The sequence below is a fragment of the Neorhizobium huautlense genome, from assembly GCF_030811685.1.
GTDB lineage: Bacteria > Pseudomonadota > Alphaproteobacteria > Rhizobiales > Rhizobiaceae > Neorhizobium > Neorhizobium huautlense_A.
In genome coordinates, this window is record NZ_JAUSRF010000002.1 from 366,167 (window position 1) to 378,291 (window position 12,125).

Here is a 12,125-nt window from a genome sequence, read left to right on the forward strand (position 1 = left end):
GTAAAGGCGGCTTCGGATAAGGTGGATGGGCGGAGTGACGGGCGGAATCGACCTATTCGAGGTGAGGGAGCCGACGTCGCAGACCATTCCCTTCGTCTTCAATTCACCCCATAGCGGACGGCATTACCCCGCCCAGTTCTTAAGCGAGTCGCGGCTTGACGAGATGGGGATCAGGCGCTCCGAAGATCATTATGTCGATGAGCTGTTTTCGCATGCGCCCAATCTCGGGGCGCCGCTGCTGCTTGCGCATTTCCCGCGCGCCTATCTCGATGTGAACCGCGAGCCTTACGAGCTCGACCCGCGCATGTTCGATGGCGCGTTGCCGCCTTACGTCAATATCGGCTCCATGCGGGTGGCCGGCGGGCTCGGCACCATTCCGCGGATCGTCGCGGAAAACATGGAGATTTATCGCCGCCGCCTCACGGTGGAGGAGGGGATTTCGCGCATCGAGACGATCTACAAGCCCTATCACGCCTGCCTACGCCGGCTGATTGCCCGCACCCATGCGGCATTCGGCATGTCGGTGCTGATCGACTGCCATTCCATGCCCGGCAATATCCGCCTTTCCGGTTCGGATATCCGCCCGGATTTCATCATCGGTGATCGTTACGGCACCAGTGCCGCCGCCGAGTTGTCTCGCGCGGCGATGTATTTTCTCGAGGGGCTCGGTTTTACCGCCGTGCGCAACAAGCCTTATGCCGGTGGTTTCATCACCGAGCATTACGGCCGGCCGGTGCGCGGACTGCATGCGCTGCAGATCGAGATAAACCGCGCGCTTTATATCGACGAAGTGACGCTGAAAAAACGGCCGGATTTCGATGATCTGGCGCGTGCGCTCACCGAATTCATGGGCTCGATGGCGGATTATGCCGCCGAGTTCGGCCCTGATTCGGCTCTGGCTGCCGAATAACTCTTCTCATTTTCCAGATTTCTTTCGGACGCTTCCCGGCGAGGCTGCGGTTTTGCACGGCCAAAAAAAACCGCGCTCGAGGCGCGGTCAAGTCTAGGGAGGAAACACCCAAGGAGGGTATTACAGTCCGAAGACTGCGAGAAGAAAACTACTCCCGCATTGCACAATCGTCAAGCACAAATTTAAAATGCATAAAATATGTGCATTTGCCTATCGGATCTGCCCCGATTGGCCTCAGTCAAAAACTGTGGTCTATGGGCGGGCACACAATTTTCGGGGTGACCATGCTTCCAGATCGTTCGTTTTTCGATAGGCTGGCCGATGCGGCCAAGGCCGAAACGCTGCCGCGCTTTCGCACCGGCACTTCAGTCACCAACAAGCTGGCGGGAGGTTTCGATCCGGTAACGGAAGGCGACCGGGCCGCCGAAACCGCCATCCGGGCGCTGATCGAGCAAAACTTTCCGGATCACGGCATTCTGGGGGAAGAGCACGAAAACATCGGGCTGGACCGCGAACATGTCTGGGTGATCGACCCGATCGATGGTACGCGTGCCTTCATTTCCGGCCTGCCCACATGGGGCACGCTGATCGGCCTGCGCTCGAATGGTCGCGCCTCAATGGGCATGATGGACCAGCCGTTTACCGGTGAGCGTTATTTCGCCGATGGTGAAAAGGCGTGGTATCGCGGCCCGGACGGTGAACAGCAAATCCGCACGCGCGACTGTGGTGGATTATCGAACGCGATCCTGTTCACCACCTCGCCGCATATCTTTGAGGGCAGCGATCTCGCGGCCTATAAGGCGGTCGAGGAAAAGGTGCGGTTGTTCCGCTACGGCACCGATTGTTATGCCTATACGCTGCTGGCCGGCGGCCATATCGATCTCGTTATCGAAAACAACCTGAAGCCTTATGATGTCGGTGCGCTGATCCCGATCATCGAACAGGCGGGTGGCATTATCACCACCTGGGATGGCGGGCGGCCGGAAGAGGGCGGCAATATCATCGCCGCCGGCAGCCGTGCCGTTTATGAAGAGGCGCGGGCGCTGCTCGCCCGCTGATCCTCTGATCAGGCCGCGGCGTCGTCGGAAACGAGTGGCGCCGCATCGCTGCCGGGGATGAAAGCCTCGATCGCCGCCAGCGCCTGGGCGCGATACACATCGTCCTCGCTGAACAGTTCGTGGCGTCCACCTATAATGTTCACCAGTTGGCCGGCGCGAAAATTGCGGGCCAGTTCCTCTTGCTTTCCGTAGGGCACGATGCCGTCGCGCATCGGCGCCAGGATCAGTGTCGGGATGGTGATGTTGGTGAGATGTGCCTGCGAGGCGATACGACGGCCCGCCTTCAGCGTTTCCTTCAGCCAGCGCATGGTCGGGGGCCCGAGTTCCAGCTCCGGAAACGTCTTGCCGATGGCGCCATTGCGGGCAAACCGTTTTGGATCCGATGTCAACGGATTGCCGGCAAATGGCCGGTTGTTCTGGTCCTTGCCGGCGGATAACTGACCAAGGCCCATATTGGTAAGTGAACCCGCGATGAGGCGGATAAGACCTTCCGACACGGCCTGACCGGTCAGGCCCACGAATGGCGCTGCCAGCGCCATGCGATCGATGCGGTTGGTAAGCTTTGGGGCGGCGCCAAGCGCGATCAGGGCACCGGTGGAATGCGCGACAAGGAAAAACGGCAGGCGGGTATCCGGCAGCACGATCTGTTCGAGAAACAGGTCGAGGTCACGCTCATAATCGGAAAAGCGGCGCAGATGGCCCTTTTTCGGTTTTTTCAGCAATCGGTCGGAGCCGCCCTGACCGCGCAAATCGTAGGTTGCCACCCACAGGCCCATGGCGTTGAAATCGCGGATCGTCTCGTAATATTTCTCGATGGATTCGCTGCGGCCATGCAGCAGAACGATCGTGCCGCGCGCCGGTGAAATGTCCGAACGGAAAACGGCATAACGCAGCTTTGCGCCGCGATGGCCGGTGAAAAAACCGGCAAAATGGTTCGGCGGCACCGGATTGTCGGGTGTCGACCGCAGGATTTCGGGCGTGGTGGTTTCTGCTTCGCTCATGGCACAAGCGATAGGCGGAATGTTTTTGCGGTCAAGGGGAAATTGGTTTCGGGCACCGGCCATCGCCGGTGCCCATTGTCAAAAATATCAATCGTCGCTGTCGATGGAAACCTGTTCGCCGGTTTCCGGGTTGAATTTGACCTCGATGCTGCGGCCATCCCTGTTGCGGCCGGACACTTCGTAGCAGCCGTCATCGATATCGATGTCGCGCACCTCGATGCCCATGCCGGTGGCGCGGTCGCGCATCTGGGCTTCGGTCATCCACTTGTCGAGCTGGACATTGCCGCAGCGGCGGTCGTCGCGATCATCCGCATGGGCGATGGATAGCGGTGCAAGGGCGGTGAGCGTGGCGGCGGCAATAGTGGCGGCGAGGACGAGCTTTTTCATGGGTGGTCTCCTTGGGCGTCTATGGCGGGCACCATTGCCCTGCCGATGAAGCCACCCTAAGTCACGGCCACTGATCGATAACTGACGGCTGGTGTCAGCCAAATTTCAGTTTGGGAATGTTAGTTGTGTGTCCATGTTGAACCATGTCCTCATAAAAGCGTCGCTGATTTCCGCGCTGCTGCTTGCCGCTCCGGCGGCCGGCGTTGCGAAGGATCTCGACACGCTGCGCGATGCGGTGAAGCGTGGCGATGTGCTGCCGCTTTCCGTGCTGCAGAAAAAGCTGCGCGCGCGTTATCCGGGCGATATCATCCGTGTCGAACTGGATGAGGATGACGGTCGCTTTATTTACGAATTCAAGGTGCTGCAGGCAAACGGCCGGCTTTACGAGATCGAGATGGACGCAAAGGATGGCGCCATTCTCGATGTTGACGATGATGATGACGACTGAGGCCCATGCGCATTCTGCTTGTTGAAGACGACCCGCTGATCGCCCGCGACATCACGCATCACCTGACGCGTGCCGGTTATCTCGTGGAACACGAACATGACGGCGAAAACGGCTGGTATCGCGGCGACAGCGAGGAATTCGCCGCCGTCGTGCTCGATCTCGGCCTGCCGACCATGGACGGGCTTTCCGTGCTGAAACGCTGGAGAGCGGCCGAGCGGGAGCTGCCGGTGCTGATCTTGACCGCACGCGGCAACTGGGAGGAACGGGTCGAAGGCATCGATGCCGGGGCTGACGATTATCTCGCCAAGCCGTTTCAGATGCCGGAGCTTCTGGCGCGGTTGCGGGCGATCATCCGCCGTTCACAGGGCACGGCAAGCCCGGTCCTGTCGGCGGGGCGCATGAAAATCGATCCGCGCAGCCGGACCGTGTCGCTGGATGGCGAGCCGGCAGACCTGACGCCGCTCGAATATCGCTGCCTGCATTACCTGATGGCCAATGCCGAACGGCATGTCTCGCAGCTGGAACTGACCGAACAGCTTTATGCGCAGGACTTTGAACGCGAGAGCAATTCGGTCGAGGTGCTGATCGGGCGTTTGCGCAAGAAATTCGGCAAGGACCTGATCACCACCCGCCGTGGTTATGGCTACCGGATCGGTGCTGCATGAAGCGGCCGCTTTCGATCCGCGTCCGCTTTCTTCTCGTTTCGCTGATTGCCGTTCCCTCGGCGCTGGCGCTGGCCGCCCTGTTCATGACCTCGATGTTTTCGGCCAGCCTCGAACGGCGGCTGGAAGAGGAACTGAAAGGGCATATCAACACCATTGCCGGCTCGATCCGCCTTGGTGCCGATGGCCGTATCGAACATCCGTTCAGCCTAATGGACCGGCGGTTTACCGAAGCCTATGGCGGGCTTTACTGGCAGATCGGTGATGCCACGACGCCCGCCATGTTCCGTTCGGAATCTCTTTGGGACACAAGCCTTACGAGCCCGGACGACGTGCCGGATGATGGTGCCGTGCATCGTTATGAAGCGGATGGGCCGAACGATACGCGGCTGATCGTGCTGGAACGGCAGATCATGGTGAGCGCGCCTGCCGGACTGAAGCCGGTACAGATTTCGGTAGCGTCGGACACCAAGACGCTGGACGAGGCGAGCCGTGGATTTGCGCTGGATATTCTGCCTTATCTCGCCGGTCTGGCGGCATTTCTGATCGGCGCGTCGCTGGTGCAGGTGTTTTATGGCTTGAAACCGCTCGCCGACCTGACCAAGGGGCTCGACCGCATTCGCGAGCGCCGTAGCGGCAGGCTGGAAGGAGCATTGCCGGTGGAATTCGTTCCCGTCGAGGAGGCGGTCAACCGGCTGCTGGGCGAGCAGGCGCAGTCGCTGGCCAAGGCGCGGGCACGGGCGGGCGATCTGGCGCATGGGCTGAAGACGCCGCTCACCGTGCTTTCCAACGATGCACTGACCCTGCGGGAGCGCGGGCAAGAAGAGATCGCCGACGAGATAGAGCAACTGGTGCGGCTGATGCGTGGGCATGTGGAGCACGAACTGGCCCGCAGCCGCATCGTCGCGAATGCCGATATGCGCCAGACCGATGCCGATATCGAAAAGATCGTCGGGCAGGTGGTGAAAACGTTGCAGCGCACGCCTAAGGGCGAGGGGCTGCAATGGACGATCGAAATCGGTGCGCCACCGAATGTCCCGCTCGATGCGCATGATCTGCGCGAACTGATCGGCAATCTCACCGAAAACGCGGTGAAATGGGCCTCGGGCGAGGTGTGCATCTCGTGGAAGGATGGCCGCCTGGTGGTGGCCGATGACGGGCCGGGTGTGGACCCTGAAAAGATCCGCAGCATGACCGAGCGTGGCGTGCGGCTGGACAGCCAGACGCCGGGCACCGGTTTCGGTCTCTCCATCGTCAAGGAAATCTGTGAGGTTTATGGGCTGATGCTGTCGATCGAAAACCGGCAGGGCAGCGGCTTGATGGTGTCGGTGGTGTTCGGCGAAACATTGAGCAAGTAATGAAGACCCCGCCCCAAACCCCTCCCCACAAGGGGGAGGGGCTTAACCCGGCCGTTCCGTTGAAGCTCAATCGAGGCAGGCGGTCGCCTCCGGTTTTCTCCCCCCTTGTGGGGGAGATGGCCGGCAGGCCAGAGGGGGACTTCCCGTTCCGCTTGCTTGGGCGTCATAGAGGCACGCCGCACCGCTTCAATGCTGATGCTCGCCCCCACCACCCTGCGGCGCCATTGGCGTCGCATCTGCCGCATCGGTCGGGTGCGGATGATCGGGGTCGGGGCTGTGCGTGGTGCGGTGGATTGCCGCCACATCGCCCTCATGGCCGTAAAGCGCGATATGCAGGCCCCAATAGGATGAGGCAAAAATTACCAGTGCCGCTGCAATGCCGATCGGCACGCCCGCCATCAGATTCTTGAATTTTGGAACGAAAAACACGTCGCGGGTATGGTCGGCGGCAATCGCCACGATGACGGCCATGATCAGCGCATGGCCGATCAGGTCGATACGGCCGAACGGGTAGACGGCGGCATTGAAGATGACGAACAGCGCCACGGCCGAAAGGCGGCGCACCAGCGGCGTCCACAACAGACCGAAACCCATGGTGAATTCGGCAACGCCGGCCATCGGGATGAAGACGTCGCGCGGCATGCCGAAGGTCAGGAACGGCTTTTCAGCGACCAGCGGGTAAAACCAGTCGGGATAGGCGAATTTTTCGAGGCTGGACCACATCAGCGCGATGGCGACGCCCCAGCGCAGTGCCTGAAAACGGTGTTTTCGAAGTTCTTCATTGGACGAGGCTTCCATCACCAGATAGGCGGCGACACCGACGCCGAGCGCCAGATAGTCGAGCAGGTGAAAGATATCGTAATCCCGCAGCGCCAGCAGCCACAGGAGGATGATGCCGGCGGCGGCAAGCGGTTGGGTGCGGCGAAAGAAGATCAGCATGGCGATCAGCAGCTGACCCCATGAAACGATCTCCGAAGGGGTCTTCAGATCCGGTGTGAGATAAACACCGCCGACCGCAAAGATGGCGATGAAAAAGGCGCCGACCACGCAGCGCACGAAATCGTCGAGGCGGCCGTAAAGCGGATCGGTGATCCGGTCCATGCCGAGAAGAATGCGTTCGCCGGCGCTGGATTGTTCGACCGCGCGGGTGGCGAGGAAAAACACCAGCACGAGCGCGATGCCGGCCCAGAACCATGTGTCGGTGAGCGTGGCGCTGATCGGCTGCGGCGGCGCGCCGACGATATAGGGGGCGAACCATTTGACATGGGCTGCGGCCGGTTCGGCGGCGAGAAGGGGCAGGGGGAGAGTGAGCCATCCGGCTCGGTGAGCGGAATGCATCGTTTTGTTCCTATCGATATCGCAGAAACGACTGATGCGAAGGCTTCAGGACAATCCGTTTCTGCAATTTTGACGATAGTTCATTTTGTGACTGGTTATTTGCTTTTTGGCAATCATCGAATGGATTGACGGCGCTCTGGCTGCGACAAACTGGCCAGATGGAGCCATTCGCTTCCGACGTCGGGTTTGCGTGGGAGCGTTTTCAGTATTTCTAAAATTCGCGCAAAAGTCGCATATGCAGGAAACGCGAAAAAGGGTCTTGAAGGCGGAAAGGGCAATTCCCATCTTGGTTCTGCGGGCGCCGATGACGGGTCCGCAAACAGAGGCCGGGCATCGCCAGAACGGGATGTCGCGCTTCAAAAACCGCAACTCGTCGCTTCATGAGAGGACATCATGCGTCACGTCGATTTTTCCCCCCTTTACCGTTCCACCGTCGGTTTCGACCGCCTTTTCACCATGCTGGACAGCCTTGGCCAGCCCGATCAGGCGCAGACCTATCCGCCTTACAATATCGAGCGGACCGGTGAGAACACCTATCGCATCACCATGGCCGTTGCCGGTTTCGACGAAAAGGAACTGAGCATCGAGGCCCGTGCGCATGTGCTGCACGTCAAGGGTGAAAAGAGCGAGGACGAAGCCGCTTCCAAGAGCGAGTTTCTCCATCGCGGCATTGCCAAGCGCGCCTTCGAGCGCCGTTTCCAGCTGGCCGATCATGTCGAAGTTCAGAGCGCGCAGCTGAAGAACGGCCTGCTTCACATCGATCTTCTGCGGTCGATCCCGGAGGCGATGAAACCGCGCCGCATCGCGATTGCCGCCGAACCGGTCGATACGCCCAAAACCATCGAGGCGCAGATCAGCGAGCCTCAGCTCAACTAACGCAAGGCCAAAAATCCTCCCAGGACGACGACCTCCACGTCAAATGGCCAAAACGGCGCCCCCTTCCCACCGGAAGGGGGCGTTTTTGTTTGGGCGGTTTGACGCGATTTGGTGCGCGACATAGTATGTGCCCGAGCTTTGAGCGAGAGGCTGCCATGCGTGTGACCGTGAAGAAACTGGGCGACAGCGCCTCCATTCCGATCCCGCGCGAGATCATGGAAGCGGCCAATCTTTCCGTCGACACCGAGGTTGATGTCAGCGAGCAGAATGGGCGCGTGATTATAGAATTACCGCGAGATCAGGATTTGGATCTCGATGAGATGATCTCTCGGATCACGCCTGAAAACCTCCATGACGAAATCGATTTTGGCGCGCCCGTAGGCAGAGAGCGGCTCTGATGTCGGCGGCTGGCTATGTCCCTGAAACAGGTGACATTGTTTGGCTGGATTTTTCGCCGCAGACCGGTCACGAGCAGGCCGGGCGCCGCCCCGCTTTTGTGCTGACGCCCGCGATCTATAACCGGCACGGCCTCATGTTGTGCTGCCCTATGACGACCAAGCGCAAAGGCTATCCGTTCGAGGTCGTTGTAGAAGATGGCAGTATCGTTCTGGCTGATCAGGTGAAAAGTGTGGATTGGCGCAAGCGAAATGCCCAACTCAAAAGTCGGGCATCTGACGCCATATTGAAGCAGGTCCGGGCCAAGGCGATCAAGCTGATTGGTGGCAGCTGATCGCCTCGGTTTGTCTCAAGCCGCCGCCGTTGCCTTGTCTTCCACCTTCACCTTGCGCTGCGCATATTTCTGGGCCAGCACCGCACAGACCATCAGCTGGATCTGGTGGAACAGCATGATCGGCAGCACGATGGCGCCGATCGCCGAGGACTGGCCCGCGAAGATGGCATTGGCCATCGGCACGCCCGAAGCCAGCGATTTTTTCGAGCCGCAGAAGGTGATGGCGATCTCGTCTTCCTTGGAGAAGCCGAGAAGGCGGCTGCCATACATGGTGATGACCATGACGACCGCCAGAAGTACCATGTCCGTCACGATGACGGCGGCGATATCGGTGAGCGAAAATGTGCGCCAGATGCCTTCGATGACGGCCGTCGAAAAAGCCAGATAAACCACCATCAGGATGCCGCCGCGATCGACCGGCGCCAGCAGTTTTTTGCGGGCGCGGATCCAGTTGCCGATGAAGGGCTGCAGAAGCTGGCCGATGACGAAGGGGGCGAGAAGCTGCAGCGCGATCTTTTCGATGGCATCGGCGGAGACGCCGCCACCTTCGCCTGTCGTCGACATCAGGAGGCCGGCCAGAAGCGGTGTCAGGAACATGCCAAACAGGTTGGAGCCGGAGGCCGAGACGATCGCCGCTGGCACATTGCCGTTTGCCATCGAGGTGAAGGCGATCGATGACTGCACGGTGGAAGGCAGCACGCAGAGGAAAAGAATGCCGGCGTAAAGCGGGGCGGGCAAAATGCTTTCAGGCAGAAAGCCGATGGCAAGGCCAAGCAGCGGGAAGATGACGAATGTGGTGGCGAGGATGGTCAGGTGCAGGCGCCAGTGCAACAGTCCGCCGACCACGACTTCCCGCGACAGGCGGGCGCCGTGCAGGAAGAACAACAGTCCGATGGCGATGTCGGTGGCGATGCCGAACCAGTAGGCGGGTTCACCATGGATCGGCAGGAAGGAAGCGAGGATGACCGCGCAGACCAGCATGATGGTGAAACGGTCCGGCATGAAGCGGCTCATGGGCATGTCCTGAAACTGATTTTACTTCGATTGGGGAGCGTCTTCTCTTATCATGATGTGCGATGCAAGAATTAACAGTTATCATGAAGTGGGATAAGCATGCTCAATCTCCATCATCTCGAAAGCTTTGTGATGTTGCAACAGGCCGGCAGTTTTACGGCTGCTGCCGAGCGGCTCGGCATCGGGCAATCAACGATCAGCCAGCATATCCAGCGGCTTGAAAGGTCGCTCGGTCGGCAACTGGTGCAGCGCGATACCCATCAGGTTCGGCTGACGGCGGATGGCGAGGCGCTGCTGGGGTATGCGCGTGGCATGCTGGATCTCAACGGCAAGGTGGCGTCGCTGTTCGGCGAAAGCCGCTTGCGCGGGCGTCTGCGGCTGGGCGTTTCGGAAGATGTCGTCGCCAACCGGTTGACCGCCATTCTGGAGGATTTCAGTCGCCTGCATCCATGGGTGGATCTGGAACTGACCGTGGCGCTGAGCGGCGTTCTTTTCCAGATGCAGGAGGTCGGCGAACTCGATCTGGTTCTCGCCAAGCGGCATATCGGAGAGACGCATGGACGTCTGCTTTATCGCGAGCCGCTGGTCTGGCTGGCGCGCGATGCCGATGTTCTGTTGCGTGATGAAACCGTGCCGCTGATTGCCTTTCCGCCGCCGAGCATTACCCGAAAAGTGGCGCAGCAGGCGCTGGATCAGAGCAATATCGCCTGGCGGATCGTCTGCACCTGCGGCAGTCTTGCCGGCCTGACGGCGGCGGCACGGGCCGGCATGGGTGTGCTGGTGCAGCCGCGCAGCATGGCGCCGGCAGGTCTGCGGGAGATTGCGCCGGGGCGGTTGCCGGATCTGGAGGATATCGAATTCGTGCTGGTGCCGCGAAGGGGGGCCGACGCGGCACTGGTGGAGGCGGTGTCGAGTTTGATCACGGCGCGGATTGTGCCGTGAGTTAAGGGAGTTCCCTTTTTTCCGCATGCGGTGCGATTGCTTATGAAATTGGGTGCGTGCCGCTTGCTCCCAATGATCTCCCCCCTTGAGGGGGAGATGTCACCGAAAGGTGACAGAGGGGGGTAAGCAACGTTGCGGCACATGACACGAAGGCGAAGTTTGTGCCAGAAACACCCCCCTCTGCCCTGCCGGGCATCTCCCCCTCAAGGGGGGAGATCGGCTGGGCGCACCATCATCAAACCTTTATCAAGCCGAAGCGCAGATCGCCAAAAACTGGTCGACGTCTTCCTCGGTTGTGGCAAAGCTCGTCACCATGCGGATCAGCGCTTCGTCGCCGGCAACTTTTTCCGGCATGTCGCGCGGTTCCAGCCAGTCGTAGAATCTGGCACCCTTTTCCTGCGCCGCTTTTGCCGAGGGCTTTGGCAGGATGGCGAATACTTCGTTGGCCTGGGTCGGCCATGCCAGGCGGGCGCTGTTGAGCGAGCCGAAACCAGCGCGCAGGCGGTTGGCCATCTCGTTGGCGTGGCCGGCAAGGCTCAGCCACAGGTCGTCCTTCAGATAGGCATCGAACTGGGCGGCGATGAAACGCGATTTGGAAAACAGCTGGGCGGTGCGCTTGCGCAGGAAGGCAAAATCCTTGGCAAGTTGCGGATCGAAAAACACGATCGCCTCGGCGCACCAGCAGCCGTTCTTGGTGCCGCCGAAGGAGAGAACATCGACGCCGCGTTTCCATGTCATTTCCGCCGGCGTGCAGCCGAGCGCCATCAGCGCGTTGGCAAAACGGGCGCCATCCATGTGCAGCGGCAGGCCATTATCCTTGGCGATCTTGGCGATCGCGTCGATTTCCTCCAGCGTGTAGACGGTGCCGGCCTCGGTTGCCTGTGTCATCGAAATGGCGGCGGCGCGGCCGTGGTGGATGGCATCCTGCGGGTAACGGGCGATGCGGCTGACGAGATTTTCCGGCAGCATCTTGCCGTCCGGGCCTTCGACCGCGACCATGCGCATGCCGGAAAAGAAGTCCGGCGCGCCGCATTCGTCCTCGATGATATGCGCTTCCGAATGACAGAAGGTGAGGCCGCCGGCACGCGCGATGCTGGCGAGCGACAGCGAGTTGGCGGCGGTGCCGGTCGCGACGAAGAAGACGGCCACTTCGCGCTCGAAAATCTCGTTGAAACGGAGCTCGATCGACTTGTCGAGATCGCTGGAGCCATAGGCCGAGGCGAAGCGGGTGGATTCCTTCGAAAGGCGTTCGTTGATGGCAGGATGGGCGCCGGCCCAGTTGTCGGATGCGAAGAACATGGAGGGTCCTGTTACGAAATGCGCAGCGGTGCGGGAGAGGTTTCGACCTTACGGCATTTGCCGCCGGGATCAAACAAAAAGGCCCCGGAAGATCATTCCGAG

The 12,125-nt window shown here is 60.4% G+C and carries 14 protein-coding genes; 9 read left to right on the forward strand and 5 right to left on the reverse strand.

The window, feature by feature from the left end:
- Nucleotides 1-25: 25 nt before the first annotated feature.
- Both J2T09_RS04330 and hisN read left to right on the forward strand, forming a co-directional pair.
- On the forward strand, nt 26-910 hold the full coding sequence (locus J2T09_RS04330; protein WP_306831461.1) for an N-formylglutamate amidohydrolase: 885 nt from the start codon (nt 26-28) through the stop codon (nt 908-910).
- Between the two features lie 284 nt (nt 911-1,194).
- Nucleotides 1,195-1,968 carry a histidinol-phosphatase gene (gene hisN / locus J2T09_RS04335; RefSeq protein ID WP_306831463.1) on the forward strand — a complete coding sequence of 258 codons (774 nt, stop codon included), beginning with the start codon at nt 1,195-1,197 and terminating at the stop codon, nt 1,966-1,968.
- An 8-nt stretch (nt 1,969-1,976) separates the two neighbouring features.
- Here the strand turns inward: hisN and J2T09_RS04340 are convergent, their stop codons facing one another.
- Both J2T09_RS04340 and J2T09_RS04345 read right to left on the reverse strand, forming a co-directional pair.
- Nucleotides 1,977-2,969 (reverse strand): alpha/beta fold hydrolase, encoded by a 993-nt coding sequence (locus J2T09_RS04340; RefSeq protein WP_306831465.1) that lies wholly within the window; start codon nt 2,967-2,969, stop codon nt 1,977-1,979.
- A gap of 87 nt (nt 2,970-3,056) precedes the next feature.
- On the reverse strand, nt 3,057-3,356 hold the full coding sequence (locus J2T09_RS04345; protein WP_306831467.1) for a PepSY domain-containing protein: 300 nt from the start codon (nt 3,354-3,356) through the stop codon (nt 3,057-3,059).
- A gap of 133 nt (nt 3,357-3,489) precedes the next feature.
- On the opposite strand from J2T09_RS04345, the gene J2T09_RS04350 reads away from it, so the two are divergent.
- The 3 genes from J2T09_RS04350 to J2T09_RS04360 are packed head-to-tail and all read left to right on the forward strand — an operon-like array spanning nt 3,490 to nt 5,824.
- On the forward strand, nt 3,490-3,804 hold the full coding sequence (locus J2T09_RS04350) for a PepSY domain-containing protein (RefSeq protein ID WP_306831470.1): 315 nt from the start codon (nt 3,490-3,492) through the stop codon (nt 3,802-3,804).
- Between the two features lie 5 nt (nt 3,805-3,809).
- Nucleotides 3,810-4,469, forward strand: coding sequence for a response regulator transcription factor (locus tag J2T09_RS04355; protein WP_306831472.1), 660 nt, complete (start codon nt 3,810-3,812; stop codon nt 4,467-4,469).
- On the forward strand, nt 4,466-5,824 hold the full coding sequence (locus tag J2T09_RS04360) for a sensor histidine kinase (protein ID WP_306831475.1): 1,359 nt from the start codon (nt 4,466-4,468) through the stop codon (nt 5,822-5,824). Before J2T09_RS04355 ends, J2T09_RS04360 begins: the two co-directional genes overlap by 4 nt.
- A 186-nt stretch (nt 5,825-6,010) precedes the next feature.
- Here the strand turns inward: J2T09_RS04360 and J2T09_RS04365 are convergent, their stop codons facing one another.
- The gene (locus J2T09_RS04365; RefSeq protein WP_306831477.1) at nt 6,011-7,162 is read right to left on the reverse strand and encodes a hypothetical protein; all 1,152 of its coding nucleotides are present in this window, start codon (nt 7,160-7,162) and stop codon (nt 6,011-6,013) included.
- A 393-nt stretch (nt 7,163-7,555) separates the two neighbouring features.
- Here J2T09_RS04365 and J2T09_RS04370 point away from each other — a divergent pair, with 393 nt between their 5' ends.
- The 3 genes from J2T09_RS04370 to mazF all read left to right on the forward strand — a co-directional run bounded on the left by J2T09_RS04370 (nt 7,556) and on the right by mazF (nt 8,768).
- Nucleotides 7,556-8,038, forward strand: coding sequence for an Hsp20 family protein (locus tag J2T09_RS04370; RefSeq protein ID WP_306831480.1), 483 nt, complete (start codon nt 7,556-7,558; stop codon nt 8,036-8,038).
- 155 nt (nt 8,039-8,193) lie between these two features.
- Nucleotides 8,194-8,436, forward strand: a complete 243-nt coding sequence (locus J2T09_RS04375) for an AbrB/MazE/SpoVT family DNA-binding domain-containing protein (RefSeq protein WP_306831481.1) — start codon at nt 8,194-8,196, stop codon at nt 8,434-8,436.
- Complete coding sequence (gene mazF, locus J2T09_RS04380; RefSeq protein WP_306831483.1) at nt 8,436-8,768, forward strand: endoribonuclease MazF; 333 nt, start codon at nt 8,436-8,438, stop codon at nt 8,766-8,768. Before J2T09_RS04375 ends, mazF begins: the two co-directional genes overlap by 1 nt.
- A 15-nt stretch (nt 8,769-8,783) precedes the next feature.
- On the opposite strand, the gene J2T09_RS04385 is transcribed toward mazF, so the two are convergent.
- Nucleotides 8,784-9,782 (reverse strand): bile acid:sodium symporter family protein, encoded by a 999-nt coding sequence (locus tag J2T09_RS04385; protein ID WP_306831486.1) that lies wholly within the window; start codon nt 9,780-9,782, stop codon nt 8,784-8,786.
- Between the two features lie 99 nt (nt 9,783-9,881).
- Between J2T09_RS04385 and J2T09_RS04390 the strand changes: the two genes are divergently transcribed.
- Nucleotides 9,882-10,724: a LysR family transcriptional regulator gene (locus J2T09_RS04390; RefSeq protein ID WP_306831488.1), complete on the forward strand. Its 843-nt coding sequence runs from the start codon at nt 9,882-9,884 to the stop codon at nt 10,722-10,724.
- A gap of 246 nt (nt 10,725-10,970) precedes the next feature.
- On the opposite strand, the gene J2T09_RS04395 is transcribed toward J2T09_RS04390, so the two are convergent.
- The gene (locus J2T09_RS04395; protein ID WP_306831490.1) at nt 10,971-12,023 is read right to left on the reverse strand and encodes a threonine aldolase family protein; all 1,053 of its coding nucleotides are present in this window, start codon (nt 12,021-12,023) and stop codon (nt 10,971-10,973) included.
- Nucleotides 12,024-12,125: the final 102 nt, after the last annotated feature.